Source organism: Pseudorhodoferax sp. LjRoot39, from assembly GCF_964253035.1.
In the GTDB taxonomy this organism is placed as follows: Bacteria; Pseudomonadota; Gammaproteobacteria; order Burkholderiales; family Burkholderiaceae_C; genus Pseudorhodoferax.
In genome coordinates this window covers 6174483-6196871 of sequence record NZ_CAXUQL020000001.1, presented here as the reverse complement: position 1 = coordinate 6196871, position 22389 = coordinate 6174483, and the positions used below count along the sequence as shown (strand labels likewise).

The following is a 22389-nucleotide window of genomic DNA, read 5'->3' as shown; positions in this document are numbered from 1 at the left end:
CGCCGTCCGCCTAGCCGGACCCTGCGCTGCGCGTTGCCAGTGCACGTGCCACGGCGCGCGCCAGCTCCTGGCGCGAGAACGGCTTGGGCAGCACCTTCCACGCGGCGGCGATTTCCCTGTCGGCCTCGATCAACTCGGTGGAGAAGCCGGACATCAGCAGCACGGGCAGGTCCGCGCGCAGCTGCTGCGCCTGCCACGCCAGTTCGGTGCCGCGCATGCCGGAGCCGAGCGCAATGTCGCTCAACAGCAGATCGAAGCCCGCGCCGGCCTGCAGTGCCTGCAGCGCCTGCTCGCCGCTTGCCGCCAGCGTGGTGGTGCACGCCATCGCCTGAAGAGCGTTCTGCACCACCTGGCGAACCTCGGGGTCGTCCTCGACCACGAGCACCCGGAGCCCTGGAGGAAGCGTGGCGCCTTCGGCTGCGTCGTTGGCGGCCCGCACGTCACCCTGCCACGGGCGCGGCAGATACAGCGTGACCGTCGTGCCCGCATGGGGCGCGCTGTCGATGGCGACCGCACCGCGTGATTGCTTGGCGAAGCCGTACACCGTGCTGAGGCCAAGGCCGGTCCCGCGGCCGGTCTCCTTGGTGGTGAAGAACGGCTCGAACGCCCGCTCCAGCACCTGCTCCGGCATGCCCGTGCCGGTGTCGCACACGGTGAACACCACGAAGTGTTCCGCCTCGGCGCTCGGGTCTTCCAGGCCGAGCCGTACCGAGGACGGCAGCGTGCGGCAGGCCTCGGCGCCGAAGGTCAGGGTTCCGCCCTGGGGCATGGCATCGCGCGCGTTGATCGCGATGTTCAGCAGTGCGGATTCCAACTGGCCGGCGTCGGCCAGCACCATGGGGCACTCGGCCGGCGTTGTCAGCGCAATGCGGATGCGCTGGTCCACCGTACGGCGCAGCATGTCGACCAGCGATTGCAGCAAGGCGGCAGGATCCACCGCGATGGGCTGCAGCACCTGTCGGCGCGAGAACGCCAGCAGCTTGCCCGTCAGTTCCGCGGCGCGGCGGCTGGCACGTGTGGCGGCGGCCAGCATCTGCGGAGCGACAGGGTCGCGTTGCAGCGCAGGCAACTCCTCCAGCACCTGGAGGTTGCCCTGGATCACCGTGAGCAGGTTGTTGAAATCGTGCGCAATACCGCCTGTCAACTGTCCCACGCTCTCCAGCCGCTGCGCGTGGTTGAGTGCTTCCTCGGACTGCGCGCGCTGCAGGCAGGTCGACAGCAGGCTGGACAGCGCCCCGAGAAAGCGCTGTTCCTCGTCGCCGAAGCGCTTGGCCTCGCGTGAGCGCACCGCCAGAGTGCCGATGACGCGCCCGCGGTCGTACAGGGGCACGGCGAGCGCGCTGGTCAGTCCTGCCGCCAGGTACGTTGGGGGAACGTGAAAGCGCGTCTCCGTGCGGTAGTCCTCGACCGTGATCGGCGCGCCCTGCCGCAACAGGTAGCCGGGTGAGGTGTCGGGCTGTGCGCCGATGCGCGCGCCGATCTCTTCGCCCGGCACCAGGCCCACCCCGCCCGCCACGCGGAACGCCTGCCGGTCCGCGTCCAGCAGCACCACCATCGACAGCGGCACCTGCAGCGCCTCCGCCGCGATGGCGGGCGCGATGTCCAATAGCACGCGGGCCTCGCGCGCATCCACCGCCTGGCGCCCGAACCTGGCGAGGTACTCGCTGTAGCGAGCGCGCTGCAAGGCTTGCTGCACGCGCGGATAGGCGCCGATCCCGCGGATCGCTGCCACCACAAGCGGCAGGCCATGGTCCTGCAGCGGGCTCAGCGCGATCTCCACCATGACCTCGCTGCCATCCTTGTGCTTGGCCACCAGCGCCATCTGCGTGCCCATCGGGCGTGCCCGCGGCGCCTGCGCATAGCCTTGCCGGTAGGCCGCATGGTGCGGGCGAATGCTGTCGGGCACCAGCGCATCGACATTCATGCCCACCAGCTCGTCGCATGAGAACCCCAGCAGGGACGCGGCCGCCGGATTGGCCATGGCGATGCGGCCGGCGTACTCCACCACCAGCAGGGCGTCCGGATAGGCGGAGAACAGCGAGCGAAAGACGCTGCGTTCGTCGATGTCCGCGGGTAACGCGAGGGCGGGTGGGGGCGCGGACGGCTGCACGGCGGCATTCAGCCCGCGGTCACGGTTGGCACGAACAGGTAGCCCGCGCCGCGGACCGACTTGATGATCTGCGGCCGTTCCGGATCCACTTCCAGTTTCTTGCGCAGGCGGCCGACCTGCACGTCCACCGTGCGGTCGAACGGGCCGGCCTCGCGGCCGCGGGTCTGTGCCAGCAGGAAGTCGCGCGACAGCACGCGGCCAGGGTGCCGTGCGAAGGCGTGCAGCAGCTCGAACTCCCCGGTCGTCAGCGGCACCTCGCGGCCTTGCGGGTCAACCAGGTCGCGGCTGGCGGTGTTCAGGCGCCAACCGGCGAACGCCAGCACATCGGCCGGCGCGCCGTCGGCCAACGGTGCGGACCGGGACGGCACTCCCTGGCCCTCGGGCACCGTCTTCACCCTGCGCAGCACGGCCTTGGCCCGCGCGACGAGTTCGCGCAGGTCGAACGGCTTGGTCACATAGTCGTCGGCGCCCACCTCCAGGCCGACCACCTTGTCGACGGCGTCGCCACGACCGGTGACGATGACGAGGCCACCGTGCCAATGCACGCGCAGCTGGCGCGCGATGGAAAAACCGTCCTCGCCAGGCAGGCCCAGGTCCAGCAGCACGAGTTCCGGTGGGTCCGCCGCCATCAGCGCCATTAGCGCGGCGCCATCATGGACCTGCGAGACACGAAAGCCGTGGCCTTGCAGGTAATGGGCAAGCAATGCCGTGATCTCGACTTCATCGTCGAGGACGGCAAGGTGGGCAGCGGTGGTCAAGAGGGCTCCAATGCTTGTGCACGCGCAGTGTAGTCAGCGGTAGCCGCATGTGCGAGGGACACCGCATATGCGAGGGAATGTGCGACGGGCACAGCAGACGCGCGCAAGCCGCTCGGCCACAGCTTGACGTGTCGCCAGCTTGGCCGGCGACCGGCTGCGGGAGCATGGCGGCTCTTCTTTGCCCAGTTGCTCATGCCCTCCACACCGATGCCACGCAAGATCCTGGTCCTGCAAGGCCATCCCGACGCGAGTCGACACCATCTGTGCCATATGCAGGCCGATGCATACAAAGATGACGCAGAGCAAGGCGGGCACATGGTGCGCACGGCCATTGCAACCCGTTGGCTCCACCGTGGTGGGTTCGGTCGAAGACTTGTCCGACAGGCGACGACAGCGCGTACGCGAAGTGAACCGCCCCGTATTTTGAGGAGGCTCCAACTTTTGAGAGGATGGAGCCATGAGGAAGTCAGTGAAGTTTTCGCCCGAGGTACGCGAGCGCGCCGTGCGCATGGTGTTCGAGCACCGCGGTGAGTACGAGTCGCAGTGGGCGGCGGTGGTGTCGATTGCCGGCAAGATCGGCAGCACGCCGCAGACGCTGCTGAACTGGGTGCGCCAACAAGAGCGTGACACGGGCCAGCGCGAGGGCGTGACCACGACGCAGACGCAGCGCATGAAGGAGCTTGAAAGGGAGAACCGCGAGCTGCGCAAGGCCAACGAGATCCTGAAGCTGGCCAGCGCGTTTTTCGCCCAGGCGGAGCTCGACCGCCGGCTGAAGTCGTGAAGGCGTTCATCGACGCGCATCGCGCCGCGCACGGGGTCGAGCCGATCTGCAGGGCACTGCAGGTCGCCCCGTCGGCGTACCGGCGCCATGCGGCCCGCCAGCGCCACCCCGAGCTGCTGTGCGCCCGCGCGAAACGCGATGCGGTGCTGATGCCGCAGATCGAGCGCGTGTGGCAATCGAACCTGCGGGTCTACGGCGCCGACAAGGTCTGGCACCAGTTGCAGCGCGAGGGCGTCACGGTGGCCCGCTGCACCGTGGAACGACTCATGCGCCACATGGGTCTGCGCGGCGTGATGCGTGGCAAGGCCGCACGCACCACGATCAGCGACGCCAAAGCGCCTTGCCCGCTGGACCGGGTCAATCGCCAGTTCAACGCGCAGCGGCCCAACCAGCTTTGGGTGTCGGACTTCACGTACGTGTCCACCTGGCAAGGCTGGCTGTACGTGGCCTTCGTCGTGGACGTGTTTGCGCGGCGCATCGTGGGCTGGCGCACGAGCAGCTCCATGCGGACGGACTTCGTGTTGGGCGCACTGGAGCAGGCGCTGTACGACCGTCGTCCGCAGCGCGAAGATGCCCTTGTGTGCCACTCCGACCGCGGATCGCAGTACGTCAGCATCCGCTACACCGAACGGCTTGCCGAGGCCGGCATCGAGCCCTCCGTGGGCAGCAAGGGCGACTCCTACGACAACGCGCTGGCCGAGACCATCAATGGGCTGTACAAGGCCGAAGTCATCCATCGGCGCAGTGCGTGGAAGACCAAGGAATCGGTAGAGCTGGCGACGCTGCAATGGGTGGCCTGGTTCAACCACCAGCGCCTGCTCGAACCCATCGGGTACGTGCCACCGGCCGAGTTCGAGGCCAACTACTATCGAACTCTTGAGCAGCAGGCCATGTCGGCCTGACTCAAGCCAACGGGCCTCCGCGAATTCCGGGGCGGTTCAAAGCGGTCGAAGCGCTCGGGCGTGCAGCGCGTTGAAGCGAAAGCGTCAGCGTGACGCAGATCGCCCCGGCATTGATCGGTGTCAAGGGTTCGCGCCCGCTTGCGCCTACGATCAAAACCTTGACCGGACGTCGCACCATGTTGCTCAGGCCTTCCATCTTGCTATGCACGGCACTGCTCGCGTCTGCGGGGACATGTCTGGTGGGTGCGGCGCAGGCGGCGGACCGTCAGCCTGCCGCGATGGCCGCCGCGTACGCACAGATGGTGGACCGGCGCCTGCTGGTGCCGGCGGAGGTTTTGCCGGAGTACGCGGCTCTCGCTGAAGCCGCGTTGCGGCAGGCAGGTGCCTCCATTTCGGCTGCCCAGTGGCTCTTCCTGGTCGACCGCAATGCCCATGTCCAGGCAGGCCTTTTGCTCTGGCGTTCCGCGGGCGGTGACTATCTGCTGGCGGGTGCCTCACCCGTCTCCACCGGCCGGCCGGGGACGTTCGACCATTTCCAGACCCCACGGGGTGTGTATCCGCACATGCCTGCCAATCCGGACTTCCGCGCCGAGGGAACGCGCAACCAGAACGGCATCCGAGGCTACGGAGCCAAGGGGATGCGCGTGTTCGATTTCGGCTGGCAGACGGCGCCCAAGGGCTGGGGCGACGGTCGCGCGATCCAGATGCGGCTGCAGGTCCATGCGACCGATCCGGATCTGTTGGAGCAGCGTCTCGGCAGCGTGCAGTCCAAGGGCTGCATCCGGATTCCGGCCACGCTCAACCGCTTGCTGGACCACTTCGGCGTGCTGGACGCGGAGTACGAACGCGAACTGCAGGCCGGCCGCCCGTTCTGGGTGCTCGATCCGCAGCGCGAGCCGGTCGAAGATGCAGGCATCTACCTGGTGGTGGTGGACAGCAGGCGCGATGCCAAACCGCCATGGAGCGTTGCCGGCGCCCCGGTCCGCAAGGAGCAGGCGACCACGTCGCCCCGCGCGAGCGCCCGGTGATCTGCCCCCGGGTGTTGCCGCAGCGCGCCTGCATCGTGCGGCGAGCGCGGTGCCGGCAGGTGCTTCCAACGGGCTGTGAGCGGTCAACCGCCGAATCTGGGGTCAGTGCGGTGCACCACTGTCATCGGCGTGGGCCGTCCTTGCCTTGACATGGCGCAAGGGCTGCGCCGTGCGTGTTCCTATCCTTCCCGCGTGGCGGCACCACTGCGTCCCACGAGCACATGACCACACCTGCCCTGCCACCAGCCGACGCCAGACCGGCCGCGCTCCCGGAGCTGGATCATGCGCGCCACGCCATGGCGGCGCGCATGATCGCTGCAGCAGACGTTCGAACGTCGCTGGGAGATGCGCGGAGAAGGTACGTGACCACATGACGCCCTTCATCTCGCAACCTGAAGCGTTGGCCCAGGCTGTCATCTCCTCGGCACCGGACGGCATCGTTCTGGTGGACGACACCGACCGCATCCTGCTGGCCAACCCGGCCATGGAGGCGATCTGCGGCTACGCGAGCGCGGAGCTGCTGGGGCAGTCAGTGGAAATTTTTCTGCCGCCGGCGGTGCGAGAGCGCCATCGCAAGAACGTGCGGCACTATGACCAGAATCCCCGGCCGCGACCCATGGGCCTGGTCGAGAACCTGTCGCTGTTGCACAAGAGCGGCCGTGCGATTCCCGTGGACATTGCACTCGGCCAGTTCCAGCGGGATGGTGCGACGGTCACCGTGGTGTTCGTGCGTGACATCTCCGGTATCAAGGAGCTGGAGCGGCAGATGCAGTTCCACGCCACCCGGGACGCGCTGACCGGGCTGGCCAACCGATGGCTGTTCAACCAGCACCTCGCACAGGCGTTGCGGCAAACGGAGCGACAAGCTGGCAAGCTGGCCCTGCTCCTGCTGGACCTCGACGACTTCAAGTCGGCCAATGACCGCCACGGCCATGCGGTCGGCGACCTTGTGTTGATCGAGGCCGCACGGCGCATCACTGCGTCCGTGCGCACGGGTGACCTCACCGCGCGCATCGGGGGAGATGAGTTCGTCGTGCTGTTGCGCGATGTCGAGACCTCGGGCGATGCGGTGGTGGTGGCGGAGAAGATCGTGGATGCGCTCGCCTTGCCTTGCGTGGTGCAAGGACACGACGTCGCGCTCGGCGGCAGCATCGGCATTGCGTACTGTCCGGACGACGCGCAGGATGCCGAGACGCTGATGCGCTACGCCGACATGGCCATGTACCGTGCCAAGGCATTGGGGCGCGGGCAGTGCACGGTCTACTCGGCCAGCATGGCCGAGCAGATCGCGCGTCGTGCGCTGGTGCGCGAGCGCTTGACGCTTGCGCTGGAGAACGATGGCCTGCACCTGCACTACCAGCCGCAGGTGAGCGTGTCCACTGGGGCCGTGTCGGGTGTGGAAGCCTTGCTGCGCTGGACCGATCCGGACCTGGGCGAACAGCATCCGGCCGACTTCATCCCCATTGCCGAGAGCACGGATCTCATCGTGCAGATCGGCGACTGGGTGATCGAGACGGCATGCCGTCAGGCCGTCGCCTGGCGCGACGCCGGAACACCGCTGCGCGTGGCAGTCAACCTCTCGGCGCGGCAGTTCCGCGACGAGGGCCTGTCCGACCAGATCCGGGCGACGCTGACGCGGCAGGGGCTGGAGCCGGAGCTGCTCGAGCTGGAGATCACCGAGTCCGAAGCCATGGCGCACCCCAAACGCACCGGCCAACTGCTGCAACGTTTGCAGGGCTTCGGTGTCGCGGTGGCGCTGGACGACTTCGGTACCGGCCACTCGTCGCTGGCCTACCTGCGCGAGCTGCCCGTCACCCGCTTGAAGATCGACAGGGAGTTCATCTGCCCCATCGGCGAACCGGGCACCGAGGCGACCCTCGTCAAAGCGATCCTGGGGCTGGCGTCGACCCTGGGGTTGGATGTCGTCGCCGAGGGCGTGGAGACGCAGGCCCAGCTGGACTTCCTGCGGGCCAATGGCTGCGGCGCCTACCAGGGCTGGCTGTTCGCCAAGGCGCTGCCGGCTGACCAAGTGCCCGCGCTGCTCAGGCGGCGGCCCTGAAGGTTGCGCCGCGTCAAGGCGTGGCGAGGTGCTGGTCACTACAGTTTCTGCACCACAAGGAGAACGCCATGGCCCAACCCACCACCAGTCCATCCCATCCTCAGGCGGCCACCGGGCCGGGGGGCGTGAACCACGATGCGGCAGCGGCCGCAGTGGATGCCGACGTGCAAGCGCACCACCAGCTGTTGCTGTGCCTTGATCAGACGCGCCGTGCGCACGAGAAGATGGTGCACGACTGGATGCGCGGCATGCTGGACACCGCGCGCACGCTGGCTTCGAGCACTGACCAGAGACAGTGGTTGCAGGCCCCGGCCGCGCTCGCATGGGCAGTGTGTGCGAGCGCATTGTCGGCCCAGGGAACGACACTGGCGGCCTGGTCGGAGTACCAGCGCTCCGTGCTCGACCAGGCGCGCGCCAGCAGCGGCCTCGCCAATGGCTGCGGCTGGCCTGACGCCCACAGGACGTGCGCAGGTACGCCGTCAGGCGCGGACGCGGCGGCCGAGCCGACCTGGGTGAGCGATGCCATGAAGACGTATGACAGGCTCACTGCCGCATGGACTTCGACATGGGGTTCGGACGGCCGCCCGACGCAACATTGAACAAGAGACTGCGGTGAGCGCGCGGGGGCATCCGTCCGGGAGCGGCGGATGCCCCCGCGTGTCACTTGTCTTCCTTGTCCTTGTCGCGGCCCCGGATGGTGAGAACGGGCACCGTGGACATGCGGATGATCTGCTCCGCGCCGCTGCCGAGCAGGGCACGGCCGACGCCGCGGCGGCCGTGCGTGCCGACGACGATGAGATCGGCATGCCATTTCTCCGCCTCTTGCGCCACGGTCTCGCCCAGGCGCAGCCCGGGTCGGTCGACGAGTTGCGTATCCGCGTCGACCCCGGCTGAGCGGCAGATGTCCAGCGCGCCGGTCAGGATGCGGTCTGCTTCCCTTCGCCCCTGGGCGAGGTAGGTGCCGCTGTACTCGTACCCGCTCAGCAAAGCCATCTCATCCAGGCAGTGCACGAGACGCACGGTGGCGCCGGTGTCGCGCGCCAGCTGGAGCGCCGTGACCAGGGCGGTCCTGGATGTCGCGCTGCCGTCCACCGGCACCATGATCCTGTTGAACGTGGGCATGATGTGCTCCCTGCCCGGTCAGCTGATCTGCAGTGCCGAGCCCCTGGCCTGAGCGCGCTTGGGCAGCGTCAGTGTCAGCACACCGTCCTTGAACACCGCCTGCGACGTCTTGTCGTCGACTTCGCAGGCCAGCGTGAACCCACGCGCCATGCTGCCGTAGTAGCGCTCTCGGGTCAGCACGCGCTCGTTCTTGTCCTTGCTCTCCTTCTCTTCCTTGACCTCGGCACTGATGGCGACGTAGTTGCCATCGATCTGAACGCGGACATCTTCCTTCTTCGCTCCCGCAATCTCCGCCTTGACGGTGTAGTTGTCGTCGGTCTCGCTGACGTCGACCTTGATGTCGCTGGCGTCGCGCAGCGCGGGCAAATCGGACCGGCGCATGAAGCGCCGGAACATGTCGGGAAAGGGCTCGACCATCAGGTCTTCCAGCCGATTGAATCTTGTCAATGCACTCATCATCTGCTCCTTGGGTTGAATGGGGGGCCTCGATGGCGGTGGTCTCACCGCGCGAAATTCACTATAGGCACCGGGTCCGTTCACCGGTTGAGGCGCGTCAAAGCATGCGCTTGTCGGCGCAGCGACGGCCGCCTGGTTTGCTCTGATGACGGGGGACGATCCTCCGTGGACGCGGCGCCCGCAGGTGAACAGGTTGCGGCTCCGCGTGGCTGAAACATCGATGGCCATCAGGGCGCGCGGCGGAGGGTGTTCGGTGGGACGTGGTGCATCGCTGCCTTGCTCCAGCGCAAATGCGGGGCAGTGCCCCCTGCATAGACTTTTTGGTGCGGGAATCGATGTGCCGCGCCGCGGCAGTTCCGCACGACCATTGGAGCGAAGGAACCATCATGAAAACCGACATGCAGCTGAAGGACGACATCCTGGCCGAACTCAAGTGGGCACCGGACGTCAACGAGACCGATGTGGGCGTCATCGTCAAGAACGGCGTGGTGACGCTGACCGGCCATCTCGCGTCGTACGGTGAAAAGCACGCCGCTGAAAAGGCGGTCGAACGCGTGAGTGGTGTCAAGGCATTGGCGATGGAGATCGCGGTCAAGCTGCCCAGCTCCAGCGTGCGCACCGATGCGGAGATCGCCGCCGCGGCACAGCAGGCACTGGCCTGGAATACCATGGTTCCAAGGGACGCGGTGCATGTGAAGGTGGAGCAAGGCCGCGTGTCCCTGACTGGTCAGGTCGAGTGGGAGTACCAGCGCAGCATGGCCTACTCCGCGGTGCACAATCTCATCGGCGTGCTCGGCGTGGCCAATGGCGTGACGGTCAAGCCGCGCGTCACGATGGTCAGCGTGGAGAAGTCGATCCGCGATGCGCTCGCCCGCCAGGCCGAGCGCGAAGCCAAGGGCATCGAGGTCAGCGTGAACGGCACGCAGGTCACCCTGCACGGGAAGGTGCATTCATGGGCCGAGCGCCAGGCCGCCCAAGGCGCTGCCTGGTCGGCGCCTGGTGTTGGCAGCGTGGTCAACGCGTTGACCGTCGACTAGCCGCCACGGGTTGCGCCGCGTGAACGCCTGTCGCCGTGCTCCGTGCGATGTTGCGCAGGCGGTGTCAGCGACTGCCGCCGTCCAGGCGCGGGCTGCGGTAGACCAGGGCAGGGTGCGGTGGCGGCCATGGCCGTGACGCGCGGGGGTGCAAGCGCACGGCAGAACATGTCGACCCCATCGGCCGTTTGGCCGGCTTCGGCAGCCAGCCCAGCACCGTGGTTGCGGGCTGAAAGATCTATGCTCGAACCATGAACGAACGAATCAGCCGGATCCTGGCGCAGATGGCAGCGCTCGAAGATGACCTGAAGGCCGCAGTACACGAGCAGGAAAGCCGCGTGTTCTTCCAGATCAAGGGCAAGCGGGTGGAGTTCGAGCGCTCCGTGAAGGATGCCCATCGCAAGTTGAAGAAGGGCTTCTTCCACTGGCTGGTGACGAACCGGCCGCAGAACCTGATCACCGGCCCGCTGATCTACGGCATGGTGGTTCCGCTGGTGCTGATCGACCTGTGCGTGAGCTTTTACCAGTGGGCCTGCTTTCCGATCTACGGCATCGCCAAGGTCCGGCGGGCCGACTACCTGGTGTTCGACCGGCACCATCTCGGCTACCTGAACTTCATCGAGAAGTTCCACTGCACCTACTGCGAGTACGGCAACGGCCTGATGGGCTACATGGCGGAGATCCTGGCGCGCACCGAGCAGTATTTCTGTCCGATCAAGCATGCCCGCAAGATCCTGGGCACGCATGCGCGCTACAGGCGCTTTCTCGACTATGGTGAAGCCGATGCTTACGAGGCCAAGCTGGAGGCCTACCGTGTCGCTTTGGGACGCGAGAAGTAGGTTCGCGCATCCCTCGTGTGGGTCGCGCCTTTGCCCGTTCGACGACGCTGTGGCACTCGTCGGCGCGCGGGGTCTCTACGTGACTTGCGTGCCGCGTCGCTGATGCCAGCGCCACGAGGCGTCCAGGTCCTGGCGCTGCCATCGATGCCCGCGCGGGTATCGGCAAGCTCCGTCCCCGGCGTGGAGTCTCCCGATCAGGTGTCCGGCGGCACGCACGATCGCGATCCTCAGGGGGTGCCGACCACGCGCGAACTTGCGCTTCGTCAATCCAGGGAGGCCGCGTGCCACCTACGCTGGGCTTCACACTTTTCGATGTGAAGCGCTGTCATGTACCAACGCATCCTTGTCGCCACCGATGGCTCGGAGTTGTTCTCCAGGGCGGTTGACAGCGCCATTGCGCTGGCCGGTTTGCTCAAGGCCGAACTCTTTGCACTGAAGTCGACCTGCGGGCAGGACACGGCGACACTGGATCAGCACGCGCTGACGCGCCTGCGCGGCCCCACTGGAAAGACGGCATGGTCGACCCGCTGAGCGGCGGCCAGCAGCAGCGCGTGTCGGTCGCGCGCGCCCTGGTGATGCAGCCGGCGGTGCTGCTGGCCGACGAGCCGACTGGCAAGCTGGACACGAAGTCGGCCGACACCGTGTTCGCGCTGCTGCGCGGGCGCAACCGCGAACAGGGCACGACCGTCCTGTTCGTGACCCACAACCCCGATCTGCCTGCGCGCTGCGACAGGACCATCCGCGTGGTCGATGGCCTGCTCGACCGCGGACTCGGGTCGCCTTGACAAGGCCCACAGAAGCGATGCCCCCCGCCAACCCTTCCGCGCCCGCCGCCGACGGCATCGACGTTCAGGCCCTGCGCGCGCGCCTGCAGGCCTGCACCGGCGAGCCGGTCACGCTGGTGGAGACGCACCTGTCCTGGATCCTGCTCACCAGCGATCTCGCGTACAAGCTGAAGAAGCCGGTGACGCTGCCCTTCGTCGACTGCCGCACGGTGGCCGCGCGCGAGCACCTGTGCCGCGAAGAGCTGCGACTGAACCATCGCCTGGCCGCGCCGCTGTACCTGGGGGTGCTGCCGGTCCGCGGGACGCCGGCCGCGCCCTGCATCGGTGGTCTTGGCGCGCCGGTGGATTTCGTGGTGTGCATGCGCCGTTTCCCGCTCGGTGCGCTGCTGGGCGAGATGCTGCGGGCGGGCCGGCTGCGCGCCGCCGACCTCGCGCCGTTCGCACGGCATCTGGCGCGCTTTCACGCCGAGGCGGCGGTGGCCGCCACGGGCAGCGTCCATGGCACGCCGGAACAGATCCGCGCGGCCGTGGGCGGCGTGCTGGACCAGCTGCAGGCCGCGCAGGGCGCCGGCGTGGTCGCCGACCTGCGCCGCTGGGAGGATGCACAGGCGCGCGCGCTGGAGCCGGTCTGGCAGCAACGCAGGCGCGAGGGCCACGTGCGCGCATGCCACGGCGACCTGCACCTGGACAACCTCGTCCTCTTGCACGGCGAGGTCGTCGCCTTCGACTGCGTGGAGTTCGACGAGCATCTGCGCACCACCGACACGATGGCCGACATCGCCTTCACCACCATGGACCTGAAGGCGCGCGGCCGGCCGGACCTTGCGCATGCGCTGCTGGACGACTACCTGCAGGCCTCGGGCGACTATCCCGGCGTGGCCGTGCTCGGGTTCTACGAGGTGTACCGGGCCCTGGTGCGCGCCATGGTCGACGGCATGCGCCGCGCCTGCGGTGCTGCGGGAGGGGAGGATTCGCCCTACCTGCCATGGGCACGCCAGGCCACCGACGCCATGCGCGTGGCGCCGCCCCTGGTGCTGATGCATGGGCTGTCGGGATCGGGCAAGTCCACCGTCGCGCGTGCGCTGGTGGAGCAGGGCGGTGCCATCCGGCTGCGCTCCGACGTCGAGCGCAAGCGCCTGCACGGGCTGGATGCGCTCGCATCGTCCGTCGGCGCGGGCCAGGCCATCTACGGCGCGGGCAGTTCCGAGCGCACCTACGCCCACCTGCGGCAGCTGGCGCGCCAGGTGCTGAACAGCGGCCATGCCGTGGTCGTCGACGCCGCGTTCCTGGAGCATGCGCAGCGCGCGTCCTTCGCGGCCCTGGCCGCCGAACTGCAGCGACCGCTGACCATCGTCGACTGCGGGGCGCCCGCAACCGTGCTGCGGGCGCGGCTGCAGGCCCGCGCGGCGGCCGGCGCCGATCCTTCCGAAGCCGACCTCGGCGTGCTGGAGCGCCAGTTGGCGCACCAGCAGGAGCTGACACCCGAGGAACGGGCCTGCGCGGTGCGTGTTGAAGCCGATGCACCATTCGATGCCGCTGCGCTGTGGCAACGCATCGCGCAGCCACGCCCTTGAGAGCCTGCATGCGCGCAATCGGCCCGCGCGCGCTCAGGGCGCTGGCGCCAGGCCGCCCAGCATGGAGGCCCGTCCACGTCCGTCCGCATGCGGCGTGCCGTCGTGCGCAGCGGCGTTTGATCCACAGCAAGGCCGCACCGGGGCAGGATCCCTAGAGTGTCCCGGGTGATGTCGATGACGTACACAGACGAAAGGAATGTCCATGTTTGAAAGCTTGAAGAACTCGGGACGCAGGATCGGTCGGCAGATCAACCGTGCCTGGGAGGGCGTGTCGGAGGGATGGAACGAAATGCTGGGCCACAGCGGCAATGCGCTGACGCATTTCTTCCGGCGGAGCGCTGGCGACGGCGAAGCCGACGCTGGCGACGCCGTTTTCCCAGCCTGGGGATTGCTGGCTGGAGAGATGGAGGAGACCGGCAAGGACGTCGTGGTGCGGCTGGAGCTGCCGGGCCTGGACAGGAAGGACTGCCGGATCGAGATCGACGGCAACGTGCTGACCGTCAGCGGCGAGAAGCATGTCGAGCGGGAAACGGAAGACAGCGTCTACCATGTCGTGGAGCGCGCCTATGGCAGCTTCGAGCGCTCCATCGTCCTGCCGCGTCATGTGGACACGGAACGGGCCCAGGCGGACTTCGTGAACGGTGTGCTGACCGTGCGGCTGCCCAAGCTCGGTGGTGGCAAGGTCCGCGTGATTCCCGTCACGTGAAGCCGGCCAGCCGCATGCGCATCGTGTCGCTATGCCAGCGCGCGCTGGTCGGCATCCAAGCCCGCGCCACCTTGCGCGAGGCCGCCCTCGCCATGCGCGAGCACCATGTGGGCGCACTGGCCGTGACCGATCCGGCCGCGCCGGGGCGTGTGGTCGGCATCGTCACCGACCGCGACCTCGTGATCGGCCCGCTGGCCGGCGATGCCGAGATCGATGCGCAGACGGTCGGCCACTGGTGTCGTGCGGATCTTGTCAGCGTCCCCAGCACCGCCTCGCCGCAGGATGCGGTGCGCGCGATGCAGCGTGCGGGCGTGCGCCGGATCTTCGTGACAGGCGCCGACGGTTCGGTGCTCGGGCTCGTGTCGATGGACGACCTGCTGCAGAGTGTGGCGGGCGACCTCGACGCCCTCGTGCAGGCGCTGCGCACCGGGTTGGCCCACGAGGTGTCCATCGCCACGGGCGTGGTGTACGACAGCGGGCCCGACAGGGCGCTTTACATCATGCGCAACGAGCCCTGAGGCGCAGCCTCGGCCAGGGGGCGCATGCGCGACGTGCCGGCGGATCCGGTGCGATGGGCGTCGCCCGGCACGCCTCCATCCCTGGTGAATCCGTCGCGCAACGACAGCCCGTCGATGGCATGCAGCAACCGCAGCTGGCCTGGGGTGAGACGGGCCGGCCTGATGGCTTCGACGAGGCCCAGGTCGGAGGTGGCGCTGCCATCGACGGCGACGAGAAGGTGCTGCTACATGCGAGGCTCGGAGGTGGTGAGGATCCGGCCGGCCGGCCGCGCTCAGGCGGACTGTGGGGACAGCTCGACCGGGCGCACGAAGGAGGAGGGCGCCGCGCCGTCGATGGCCGTCACGATGCCCGGCAGCCGGGCCGCGCAGGAGCCGTCCTCGACCTCGCGCGCGGTGAAGGCCGCGCTCAGGACCGGCGAGCGGCCGGTCAGGCGGTCGATCTCCGCGGCGGCGGAGGCCGCGCCGCGGCCGCCCATGACCGACACGATGGCGTAATGCCGCATGCGCGGGGCCTCAGACGCGACGAAGCTGCGCATTGGACCGGCCAGCCGGTAGGCCCAGACCGGCGAGACCAGCACCACGGTGTCGAAGGCCTGCACGTCGGGTCCTTCGTAGCGGATCGCAGGATGGCGGCGCAGCCACGCATCCAGCAGGCAGCGCAGCACGCCGCGCCAGCCGCTGCGTGCACGGACTTCCTGGATCTGGCCCATCGCCCAGCCGCGCTCGGCGCACATGCGCCGCGCCAGCAGCAGGCCGGTTCCGGTGTAGGAATAGACAACGACGATGGTCTTGCGCATCACGCGGCTCCAGGTGGTCAGGGATGTCGGGAAACTCTAGGCCGTGCCGCGGGACCGGTGTTGCGCTGCGTCAAGGCAGGCACAGCCCGGGCGCTGCATCGGTCCCGGCGCCGGCGCCCGCGATGCGGCCGGCTGTTGACGCAGCGCAAGCCGGCCCGCCGCAGGGGGTGGGACCTTGCTCGCGCGCGGATACGCGGTGTCCGACACCCTGCACGATGCGCGCATCAGCACGTTCGTGCAGCAGCTGTGCCGCGAACGCGGCATCGACATCGTTCCCGACGAGGTGCTGCGCTTCGAAGGACGGCAGCGCGCCCACGCCGTGCTCACGCGCGGCGGGCGCCGCCTGACGTGCGACGTCGTGGGCGTGGGCATCGGTGTGGCGCCCGAGGTCGGGTTCCTGCAAGGCAGCGGAATCGCGCTGGACGATGGCGTGGTGGTCGACGCCTGCCTGCAGAGCAACGACGCGCCCGTGTTTGCCGCCGGTCTTCGACAGCAACATGGACACGCTCACGCCCGACCACATCCTGGCCAGCGGCAGCCTGCCGCCCGGTCTGCCCTGGACCACGATCAAGGAGCGGCATTGCTGGAACGGCGGCATCGCCAGCAACTCGCCGCGGCAGCAGGTGCTGGAGCGCTGCGGCGGCAGCGGCCCCGCTACATCCAGCTGATGTCCGGCCATGCGGCGCCCGACCTGCACCGCATCGAACGCCAGCACGAGGACGACGAGCCGGCTTCGCGCGACGACGACTTCTCGCGGGAGACCATGGCGCGGCTCGATGCGGCGGGCTACCGCGCTGCGCTGCAGTGCCTGGTCGGCACCGACGCGGACACCGGTCGCGGCAGCGCGGCGGTGGCGCAGGCCGATCCATCCGCCGCGCAGCCCGGTGGCGACGTGGTGCCGCCGCTGGCCGCCTGAACGCATCGCCGTGCCCGGCGTGCAGCCGGTGCACGAGCCGGTCGAGGCGGTGTCCCGCCGTGGTTCGGCTGCGTCGAACCTTGACCGCGCGCAAGCTGCGGTGCAGCGGCGCCGCGTACTGTCCTGCCCAGGGATGCAGGACCGCGCATCCTTCCATCCGTGCACTCTCTGACCAAAGGAAACCTGCCATGTCGGACATCAGATCTATCCTGCTGCATCTGGACAGTTCTGCGCGCTGCGCGGAGCGCACGCGCGTGGCCGCCCGCCTCGCGGCGACCTTCGACGCGGCCGTGACCGGCGTCTATGGCGTCATCCCATCCTTGTTGCGCTTTCCCATGGGGCTGGACGGCGCAGCAGGGGCGGTGGGCCTGCAGGAGTACGACGATGCATGCCGGGAGAAGGCCCACCGGCTGTTCAGCGACACCAGCGCGACGTCGGGCCGCATGCGCTGGAACGAAGTGCCCGGCGATGCGATCGGCGGCTTCGGCCGCCGGGCGCTGTACGCCGACCTCCTGGTGCTGGGCCAGCGCGACGAGGAGGACGCCGCCGCGCTGGACACACCACCGGACTTCGTCTCCAGCCAGGTGGTGGCCAGCGGCCGTCCGACGCTGGTGCTGCCCTTTGCCGGCAGCTTTCCGGTCGTGGGGCGCACGGTGCTGATCGCCTGGAAGGAAACGCGCGAGGCGGCGCGGGCCGTCAGTGCAGCGCTGCCTTGGCTGCACAAGGCAGAACGGGTGCACGCCATCGCCTATGGGGAGGTGGGCGGGGCCTCGCTGCACGGCCTGCAGCACTACCTGGCGGAGCACCAGATCGGCTTCACGCCGCACCAGGGCGACCGGCGCGACGTGGACGTGGGCGATGACCTGCTGTCGCGCGCGTCCGACATCGGCGCCGACCTGCTGGTCATGGGCTGCTACGGCCACAGCCGTGCGCGCGAGTGGGTGTTGGGCGGTGTCAGCCGCACCGTCCTGCGCACGATGACCGTGCCGGTGCTGATGGCGCACTGAGCCCGGGACGCCAGCACCACCATGGAAGCGATGCGCCTGCTGCGGATCGGCGATCCGCTCCGCTGGGCCGAGTTGCCCGACCCTGCACCGGGCACTGGCGAGGTGCGGATCCAGGTGGCCGCCTGCGGCGTCTGCCGCACCGACCTGCATGTGCAGGACGGCGACCTGCCGGACATCGAGCTGCCGGTGATTCCGGGGCACGAGATCGTGGGCTACGTGGAGCGGCTGGGGCCAGGTGTCAGCGGCCTGGCCGTCGGCGACCGTGTCGGCGTGCCCTGGCTGGGGCACACCTGCGGGGACTGCGCCTATTGCCGCAGCGGCGCCGAGAACCTGTGCGACCACGCCGAGTTCACCGGCTACACGCGCAATGGCGGTTTCGCCACCCTGGTGGTGGTGGATGCGCGTTTCGCGCTGAAGCTGCCGCCGGGCCAGGACGACATCGCGCTCGCGCCCTTGCTGTGCGCCGGGCTGATCGGCTGGCGCGCGCTGGTGGCGGCCGGGCCGGGCGAGCGGCTGGGCCTCTATGGGTTCGGCGCCGCCGGCCACATCGTCGCGCAGGTGGCGCGCTGGCAGGGCCGCCAGGTCGCCGCGTTCACGCGCGCGGGCGATGTCGCCGCGCAGGATTTCGCCCGGTCTTGCGGGGCGGACTGGGCGGGCGATTCCACGCAGCGTCCTGAACAGCCGCTGGATGCCGCGATCATCTTCGCCCCCGCAGGCGAACTGGTGCCCCTGGCGCTGCAGGCGGTGCGCAAGGGCGGCCGCGTCGTCTGCGCCGGCATCCACATGAGCGACATTCCCGGCTTTCCCTACCGGCTGCTCTGGCAGGAGCGCCAGCTCGTGTCGGTCGCCAACCTGACGCGCAAGGATGGCGAGGACTTCCTGCGCATCGTGCCGCAGGCCGGAATCCACGCCACGACCACCGCCTACCCGCTGCGCGAGGCGAACCGGGCACTGGATGACCTGCGCAGCGGTCGTGTGCATGGTGCGGCGGTGCTGGTGACCTGAACATGGGCCGCGTGGCCGGCACCGGCGGCATCCTGGGCGCTGGTCTTCGTTGGCGCCCTGCATGCTGGCCACCGTGTCGCGGGACGGCGCCGCGGACGCCCGACATGGCGCTTCTCTGACGGAGATCAAGCCACGGGCCGGCAGGACCGGCATCCTGTGGGCATGCAGACCGCAGTACCCACCCCACAGACGCCATCCACGACGGCCGCCGCGAGCGGCTACGACACGTTGACGCGGACCGTCACACGGCAGCTGGCACCGATGCGCCAGGCGCTGCCGGAGGTCATGACCGCCTTCGGCGATCTCGCCCGCACCGCCATGGCCGACGGCGCCCTGTCCGAAAAGACCAAGGAGCTGATCGCGCTGGCGCTGGGGGTCGCAGCGCATTGCGAGGCCTGCATCGGCTTTCACACCAAGGCGCTGGCCCGCCTGGGCGCCACGCCCGAGGAACTGCGCGAAGCCCTGGCGGTGGCCGTCTACATGGGCGGCGGGCCCTCGCTGATGTACAGCGCCAGCGCGATCGCGGCGTTCGACGAGTTCGCCGCCCACCAGCGCACCAAGGCCTGATCAGCGCATGGCCCAGCCGGGCTGACACGATGCCGGGCAGGGCTCGCAACACGGACGAGCCCTGATGCTCGCCCCGGTGGCCAGGCGAGATGGCGGACCTGCTGGCGATCGAGGCGGCCCACTCCAGCCGCACACAAGCCTCCCGCCATGCCGCACACACCTTGCGCAGCCTGGAGCCGGACTTGTCGCCAGCGGCAGACTCAGTACGGCTCGTCGCGCCAACCGAGCCGGTGCCAGAAGCGCGCCGCGACCGCCCCCGCGCCCGGCGCCAGGCCTAGCGCGGGCGCAGCCAGCACGCACAGCAGCAATGCGGACAGCACGCCGCGAACGGTCTTCGGGGGCCCGAGCAAGGGACGGCCATCGATGAACCGCAGGCCCCCGTCCAGCGGCCAGGACCAGCGCTGCTGCAGCAAGCGCTTGGCCACCAGCGGCGCCGTGTTGGCTGCCGCGAACAACAGCAGCAGTTGCAGGCCTGGGGCCGATTCATCGGCAACGGTGTTCATCGCTTGGCACCACGCCCACGCTGGGATCGAAGCCATCGAGCTCGACCAGCAACTGGTTCAGCGTCTGCTCGCGTTCATCCTGCCCGCCGGCAAGGGGGCAGGCCGCACGCGTCTTGCCCAGCGCGTCGATTTCGTCGATGAAGATGATCGAGGGCGCCTTGGCGCGCGCCTGCTCGAACAGGTCGCGCACGCGCGCAGCGCCGAGCCCGGCGAACATCTCGATGAACTCCGAGCCGCTGATCGAGAAGAACGCCACCTCGGCCTCGCCCGCGACGGCGCGTGCCAGCAGCGTCTTGCCGGTGCCGGTCGGCTCCATCAGCAAGATGCCCCTGGGCATGCGCGCGCCCAGACGCCCGTGCTCCCGGGGGGTCTTCAGGAAGTCGACGATCTCCTGCAGTTCGGCCTTGGCTTCGTCCACGTCGGCCACGTCGGCCAAGCGCACGCCGGTGCTTTCTTCCATGGAGATGCGGGCCTTGCTGCGACCCATGTTCAACAGGCCGCCGCCAAGCCCTCCGTGGCGCCTCTGGTAGCGCCAGAACAGGGCCAGCAACCCCAGCGGCAGGACCCACGACGGCAGGCCATCGAGCCAGCCGGGTGTGCGCACGCGCTCGAACGACACGTGGACGCTGGACAGGCGCTCGGCCACGGCCGGCTCGACCATGGTCGACACCACGGTTTTGCGGCCGTCGGCACCGGGCGCCTGGAGGCGCCCGGTGATCGTCGCGTCGCCCACGACGACCTCGGCGAGCTGGCCGTCACGCAAGCGCTGCCCGAACGCGTGCATGGCGGCATGGCCGGCAGCCCACGGCAAGGGTGGCTGAGGCCCAGCGCGCGCGGGAGATACAGACTGTTCACGCAGTGTTACGCAGCGCGTTCGTGCATTGCCACTGTGTTGCGCCACGGCGCCTAGCATCACGATCCATCGACCAACCCGATCCGTTCAGGAGGCCGCGATGCTTCAAGATGCCGTCTCGCCGCAGACCAATTCCTGCCACCTGGTTCGCCCAGTTCCGCCGGCGGGCGCCGTTCGGCAGCGCGCGGACAACGCGTCGTTCAGTCAGCGGATCGCACAGACCTTGGACCTGATCGACGCCACCGTGCCGCTGCATCGGCGCATGGTGCGGGCTGGAGACTGCATCCACCAGGCCGGCGAGCGCTTCGGCAGCCTTTACGTGCTCAACTCGGGCTTCTTCAAGATCGTCAACCTGAATGCCGATGGCCGCGAGCAGGTCACGGGCCTGAAGTTCCGCGGCGACTGGATCGGCCTGGACGGCATCGCAGATGGCCACCACGCCTGCGACGCCGTCGCGATGGACACGGGCGAAGTCTGGGTCATCCGCTACGACGCCTTCCTGGATGCCGCTGTCCGGGCGCCGGCGCTGCTCAGGGTGCTGCACGCTGCGATGAGCTGCGAGATCGCGCACGACCGCAACGCGCTGATGTCGGTGTGCACCCTGCCTGCGGACGCCCGTGTGGCCGAGTTCCTGCGCCATTGGGTGGAATCGCTCGCCAAGCGCGGCATGCGCACCGACGAGATCACGCTGCGCATGACGCGCGCGGAGATCGGCAACTACCTGGGAATGACACTGGAGACGGTCAGCCGCGCGCTGTCGCGGCTGGCCCGCGACGGGGTCATCGCCTTCGTGGAGAAGGGCCGGCGCGAGGTGCGCATCCCCGACCTCCAGGCGCTGGCCGGCTTCGCGCAGCGTGACGCAGCGGCATCACTGCATTGAGCAGGGAGGGTGCCCTTTCACGTTCGCTTCTGCCGGGCGCCGCCGAACTTCACCCCGGCGCGGCCGGGACCGACACCGATGCCGGGTTTGCGCCGGCGCAAGGAGATGCACCATGCTGATGAAAGCCGCCGTCTTCGTGGAACCGGGGCGTATCGTCCTGCAAGACAAGCCCATTCCGGATGTCGGGCCGAACGATGCGCTGCTGCGCGTGACCACGACCACCATCTGCGGTACCGATGTGCACATCCTGAAGGGCGAGTACCCGGTGGCGCGCGGCCTCACCATCGGGCATGAACCGGTGGGCGTGATCGAGAAGCTGGGCAAGGCGGTCACCGGCTACCAGGAAGGCCAGCGCGCGATCGCCGGGGCCATCACCCCCAGCGGCTGGAGCAATGCCTGTCTGTGCGGCCAGTGTTCGCAGGACGGCGCCGGCACCGCGCATGGCTTCAAGGCCATGGGCGGCTGGAAGTTCGGCAACACCATCGATGGCTGCCAGGCCGAATACGTGCTGGTGCCCGACGCGATGGCCAACCTGGTGCCGGTGCCCGATGGCCTGAGCGACGAGCAGGTGCTGATGTGCCCGGACATCATGTCCACCGGCTTCAGCGGCGCCGAGTCGGGGCAGATCCGCATCGGCGACACCGTGGCCGTGTTCGCGCAGGGGCCGATCGGCCTGTGCGCCACGGCCGGCGCCAGGCTGAGCGGCGCCAGCCTGGTGATCGGCGTGGACCGGCTGCCCGAGCGGCTTCGCATGTCCACCCAGCTGGGGGCCGATGTGGTGATCGACAGCAGCCGGCACGATGCGGTGCAGGAGATCATGCGCATCACGCAGGGGCGCGGCGTGGATGTCTCCATCGAGGCGCTGGGCCAGCAGGCGACCTTCGAGGCGGCGCTGCGGGTGCTGCGCCCGGGCGGCACCCTGTCCAGCCTGGGTGTCTATTCGACCGGGCTCACGATTCCGCTGGACGCCTTCGCGGCGGGGCTGGGCGACCACCGCATCGTCACCACGCTGTGCCCTGGCGGCAAGGAGCGCATGCGCCGGCTGATGGCGGTGATCCAGTCCAAGCGCGTGGATCTCGGCGCGATGGTGACCCACCGCTTCAAGCTGGACGACATCGAGGCGGCCTACGCGCTGTTCTCGCACCAGAGGGATGGCGTGCTGAAGGTCGCGATCACGGCTTGAGGCGGC

Annotated in this window: 25 protein-coding genes, 1 pseudogene and 1 other annotated feature; of the genes and pseudogenes, 19 read left to right on the top strand and 7 right to left on the bottom strand. The window is 68.9% G+C overall.

Features of this window, described 5'->3' with window-relative positions; translation table 11 throughout:
* Positions 1–10 precede the first annotated feature (10 nt).
* Complete coding sequence (locus ACSQ4M_RS28965) at positions 11–2110, bottom strand: ATP-binding protein (protein ID WP_436192837.1); 2100 nt, start codon at positions 2108–2110, stop codon at positions 11–13.
* 8 nt (positions 2111–2118) lie between these two features.
* The gene (locus ACSQ4M_RS28960) at positions 2119–2868 is read right to left on the bottom strand and encodes a winged helix-turn-helix domain-containing protein (protein ID WP_436192836.1); all 750 of its coding nucleotides are present in this window, start codon (positions 2866–2868) and stop codon (positions 2119–2121) included.
* Positions 2869–3325: 457 nt separating this feature from the next.
* On the opposite strand from ACSQ4M_RS28960, the gene ACSQ4M_RS28955 reads away from it, so the two are divergent.
* The 4 genes from ACSQ4M_RS28955 (at position 3326) to ACSQ4M_RS28940 (ending at position 8237) form a co-directional block, all read left to right on the top strand.
* Positions 3326–4551 (top strand): IS3 family transposase gene (locus tag ACSQ4M_RS28955; protein WP_157086564.1). Its coding sequence is split into 2 segments (ribosomal slippage): positions 3326–3614 and positions 3614–4551, totalling 1227 coding nucleotides; the frame shifts between segments, so codons are not numbered across the junction.
* Positions 3604–3720, top strand: a sequence feature (AL1L pseudoknot). (Overlaps the previous gene by 117 nt.)
* Positions 4552–4640: 89 nt before the next feature.
* On the top strand, positions 4641–5579 hold the full coding sequence (locus ACSQ4M_RS28950) for a murein L,D-transpeptidase (protein WP_436192835.1): 939 nt from the start codon (positions 4641–4643) through the stop codon (positions 5577–5579).
* A gap of 370 nt (positions 5580–5949) precedes the next feature.
* Positions 5950–7638 (top strand): putative bifunctional diguanylate cyclase/phosphodiesterase, encoded by a 1689-nt coding sequence (locus ACSQ4M_RS28945; RefSeq protein ID WP_436192834.1) that lies wholly within the window; start codon positions 5950–5952, stop codon positions 7636–7638.
* A gap of 68 nt (positions 7639–7706) precedes the next feature.
* Positions 7707–8237, top strand: a complete 531-nt coding sequence (locus ACSQ4M_RS28940) for a hypothetical protein (protein WP_436192833.1) — start codon at positions 7707–7709, stop codon at positions 8235–8237.
* A gap of 61 nt (positions 8238–8298) precedes the next feature.
* On the opposite strand, the gene ACSQ4M_RS28935 is transcribed toward ACSQ4M_RS28940, so the two are convergent.
* Together ACSQ4M_RS28935 and ACSQ4M_RS28930 are read right to left on the bottom strand one after the other, a co-directional pair.
* Positions 8299–8760, bottom strand: coding sequence for a universal stress protein (locus tag ACSQ4M_RS28935; protein WP_436192832.1), 462 nt, complete (start codon positions 8758–8760; stop codon positions 8299–8301).
* Positions 8761–8778: 18 nt separating this feature from the next.
* Positions 8779–9216 carry an Hsp20/alpha crystallin family protein gene (locus ACSQ4M_RS28930; RefSeq protein WP_436192831.1) on the bottom strand — a complete coding sequence of 146 codons (438 nt, stop codon included), beginning with the start codon at positions 9214–9216 and terminating at the stop codon, positions 8779–8781.
* A gap of 386 nt (positions 9217–9602) precedes the next feature.
* On the opposite strand from ACSQ4M_RS28930, the gene ACSQ4M_RS28925 reads away from it, so the two are divergent.
* From ACSQ4M_RS28925 to ACSQ4M_RS28895, 7 genes are all read left to right on the top strand, one after another.
* Positions 9603–10253, top strand: coding sequence for a BON domain-containing protein (locus ACSQ4M_RS28925; protein ID WP_436192830.1), 651 nt, complete (start codon positions 9603–9605; stop codon positions 10251–10253).
* 248 nt (positions 10254–10501) lie between these two features.
* Entirely contained in the window at positions 10502–11089 is a 588-nt protein-coding gene (locus ACSQ4M_RS28920; protein WP_436192829.1) for a hypothetical protein, read from the top strand.
* Between the two features lie 327 nt (positions 11090–11416).
* Positions 11417–11620 (top strand): universal stress protein, encoded by a 204-nt coding sequence (locus ACSQ4M_RS28915; protein ID WP_436192828.1) that lies wholly within the window; start codon positions 11417–11419, stop codon positions 11618–11620.
* Entirely contained in the window at positions 11605–11874 is a 270-nt protein-coding gene (locus ACSQ4M_RS28910; RefSeq protein WP_436192827.1) for an ATP-binding cassette domain-containing protein, read from the top strand. The genes ACSQ4M_RS28915 and ACSQ4M_RS28910 overlap by 16 nt, the downstream gene beginning before the upstream one ends.
* A 17-nt stretch (positions 11875–11891) precedes the next feature.
* A complete protein-coding gene (locus tag ACSQ4M_RS28905; RefSeq protein WP_436192826.1) occupies positions 11892–13448 on the top strand; it encodes an AAA family ATPase in 1557 nt (518 codons plus the stop codon).
* A gap of 202 nt (positions 13449–13650) precedes the next feature.
* Positions 13651–14154: an Hsp20/alpha crystallin family protein gene (locus ACSQ4M_RS28900; protein WP_436192825.1), complete on the top strand. Its 504-nt coding sequence runs from the start codon at positions 13651–13653 to the stop codon at positions 14152–14154.
* A complete protein-coding gene (locus ACSQ4M_RS28895) occupies positions 14151–14672 on the top strand; it encodes a CBS domain-containing protein (protein WP_436192824.1) in 522 nt (173 codons plus the stop codon). The genes ACSQ4M_RS28900 and ACSQ4M_RS28895 overlap by 4 nt, the downstream gene beginning before the upstream one ends.
* A gap of 272 nt (positions 14673–14944) precedes the next feature.
* Here ACSQ4M_RS28895 and ACSQ4M_RS28890 read toward each other — a convergent pair whose 3' ends face one another.
* A complete protein-coding gene (locus ACSQ4M_RS28890; RefSeq protein ID WP_436192823.1) occupies positions 14945–15469 on the bottom strand; it encodes a flavodoxin in 525 nt (174 codons plus the stop codon).
* A 196-nt stretch (positions 15470–15665) separates the two neighbouring features.
* Here ACSQ4M_RS28890 and ACSQ4M_RS28885 point away from each other — a divergent pair.
* The 6 genes and pseudogenes from ACSQ4M_RS28885 to ACSQ4M_RS28860 form a co-directional block, all read left to right on the top strand.
* Positions 15666–15893, top strand: a pseudogene (locus tag ACSQ4M_RS28885) (FAD-dependent oxidoreductase); the annotation flags it as partial.
* Positions 15894–15966: 73 nt separating this feature from the next.
* Positions 15967–16137 carry a hypothetical protein gene (locus tag ACSQ4M_RS28880; protein WP_436194126.1) on the top strand — a complete coding sequence of 57 codons (171 nt, stop codon included), beginning with the start codon at positions 15967–15969 and terminating at the stop codon, positions 16135–16137.
* On the top strand, positions 16104–16385 hold the full coding sequence (locus tag ACSQ4M_RS28875; RefSeq protein WP_436194080.1) for a DUF3734 domain-containing protein: 282 nt from the start codon (positions 16104–16106) through the stop codon (positions 16383–16385). Before ACSQ4M_RS28880 ends, ACSQ4M_RS28875 begins: the two co-directional genes overlap by 34 nt.
* A gap of 188 nt (positions 16386–16573) precedes the next feature.
* A complete protein-coding gene (locus tag ACSQ4M_RS28870; RefSeq protein ID WP_436192822.1) occupies positions 16574–17392 on the top strand; it encodes a universal stress protein in 819 nt (272 codons plus the stop codon).
* Between the two features lie 21 nt (positions 17393–17413).
* Positions 17414–18397, top strand: a complete 984-nt coding sequence (locus tag ACSQ4M_RS28865; protein WP_436192821.1) for a zinc-dependent alcohol dehydrogenase family protein — start codon at positions 17414–17416, stop codon at positions 18395–18397.
* Positions 18398–18559: 162 nt separating this feature from the next.
* Positions 18560–18964: a carboxymuconolactone decarboxylase family protein gene (locus ACSQ4M_RS28860; RefSeq protein WP_436192820.1), complete on the top strand. Its 405-nt coding sequence runs from the start codon at positions 18560–18562 to the stop codon at positions 18962–18964.
* A gap of 200 nt (positions 18965–19164) precedes the next feature.
* Here the strand turns inward: ACSQ4M_RS28860 and ACSQ4M_RS28855 are convergent, their stop codons facing one another.
* Together ACSQ4M_RS28855 and ACSQ4M_RS28850 are read right to left on the bottom strand one after the other, a co-directional pair.
* Positions 19165–19467: a hypothetical protein gene (locus ACSQ4M_RS28855; protein WP_436192819.1), complete on the bottom strand. Its 303-nt coding sequence runs from the start codon at positions 19465–19467 to the stop codon at positions 19165–19167.
* Positions 19448–20251 (bottom strand): AAA family ATPase, encoded by an 804-nt coding sequence (locus tag ACSQ4M_RS28850; RefSeq protein WP_436192818.1) that lies wholly within the window; start codon positions 20249–20251, stop codon positions 19448–19450. The genes ACSQ4M_RS28855 and ACSQ4M_RS28850 overlap by 20 nt, the downstream gene beginning before the upstream one ends.
* A 292-nt stretch (positions 20252–20543) precedes the next feature.
* On the opposite strand from ACSQ4M_RS28850, the gene ACSQ4M_RS28845 reads away from it, so the two are divergent.
* On the top strand, positions 20544–21200 hold the full coding sequence (locus ACSQ4M_RS28845) for a Crp/Fnr family transcriptional regulator (protein WP_436192817.1): 657 nt from the start codon (positions 20544–20546) through the stop codon (positions 21198–21200).
* Positions 21201–21312: 112 nt separating this feature from the next.
* Entirely contained in the window at positions 21313–22383 is a 1071-nt protein-coding gene (locus tag ACSQ4M_RS28840) for an NAD(P)-dependent alcohol dehydrogenase (protein WP_436192816.1), read from the top strand.
* Positions 22384–22389 lie beyond the last annotated feature (6 nt).

Coding starts and splice junctions, on each gene's coding strand:
- ACSQ4M_RS28945 (WP_436192834.1), top strand. CDS start 5,950: ATGACGCCCTTCATCTCGCAACCTGAAGCGTTGGCCCAGGCTGTCATC.
- ACSQ4M_RS28940 (WP_436192833.1), top strand. CDS start 7,707: ATGGCCCAACCCACCACCAGTCCATCCCATCCTCAGGCGGCCACCGGG.
- ACSQ4M_RS28935 (WP_436192832.1), bottom strand. CDS start 8,760: ATGCCCACGTTCAACAGGATCATGGTGCCGGTGGACGGCAGCGCGACA.
- ACSQ4M_RS28930 (WP_436192831.1), bottom strand. CDS start 9,216: ATGAGTGCATTGACAAGATTCAATCGGCTGGAAGACCTGATGGTCGAG.
- ACSQ4M_RS28925 (WP_436192830.1), top strand. CDS start 9,603: ATGAAAACCGACATGCAGCTGAAGGACGACATCCTGGCCGAACTCAAG.
- ACSQ4M_RS28920 (WP_436192829.1), top strand. CDS start 10,502: ATGAACGAACGAATCAGCCGGATCCTGGCGCAGATGGCAGCGCTCGAA.
- ACSQ4M_RS28915 (WP_436192828.1), top strand. CDS start 11,417: ATGTACCAACGCATCCTTGTCGCCACCGATGGCTCGGAGTTGTTCTCC.
- ACSQ4M_RS28910 (WP_436192827.1), top strand. CDS start 11,605: ATGGTCGACCCGCTGAGCGGCGGCCAGCAGCAGCGCGTGTCGGTCGCG.
- ACSQ4M_RS28905 (WP_436192826.1), top strand. CDS start 11,892: ATGCCCCCCGCCAACCCTTCCGCGCCCGCCGCCGACGGCATCGACGTT.
- ACSQ4M_RS28900 (WP_436192825.1), top strand. CDS start 13,651: ATGTTTGAAAGCTTGAAGAACTCGGGACGCAGGATCGGTCGGCAGATC.
- ACSQ4M_RS28890 (WP_436192823.1), bottom strand. CDS start 15,469: ATGCGCAAGACCATCGTCGTTGTCTATTCCTACACCGGAACCGGCCTG.
- ACSQ4M_RS28880 (WP_436194126.1), top strand. CDS start 15,967: ATGGACACGCTCACGCCCGACCACATCCTGGCCAGCGGCAGCCTGCCG.
- ACSQ4M_RS28870 (WP_436192822.1), top strand. CDS start 16,574: ATGTCGGACATCAGATCTATCCTGCTGCATCTGGACAGTTCTGCGCGC.
- ACSQ4M_RS28865 (WP_436192821.1), top strand. CDS start 17,414: ATGGAAGCGATGCGCCTGCTGCGGATCGGCGATCCGCTCCGCTGGGCC.
- ACSQ4M_RS28860 (WP_436192820.1), top strand. CDS start 18,560: ATGCAGACCGCAGTACCCACCCCACAGACGCCATCCACGACGGCCGCC.
- ACSQ4M_RS28855 (WP_436192819.1), bottom strand. CDS start 19,467: ATGAACACCGTTGCCGATGAATCGGCCCCAGGCCTGCAACTGCTGCTG.
- ACSQ4M_RS28850 (WP_436192818.1), bottom strand. CDS start 20,251: ATGCACGCGTTCGGGCAGCGCTTGCGTGACGGCCAGCTCGCCGAGGTC.
- ACSQ4M_RS28840 (WP_436192816.1), top strand. CDS start 21,313: ATGCTGATGAAAGCCGCCGTCTTCGTGGAACCGGGGCGTATCGTCCTG.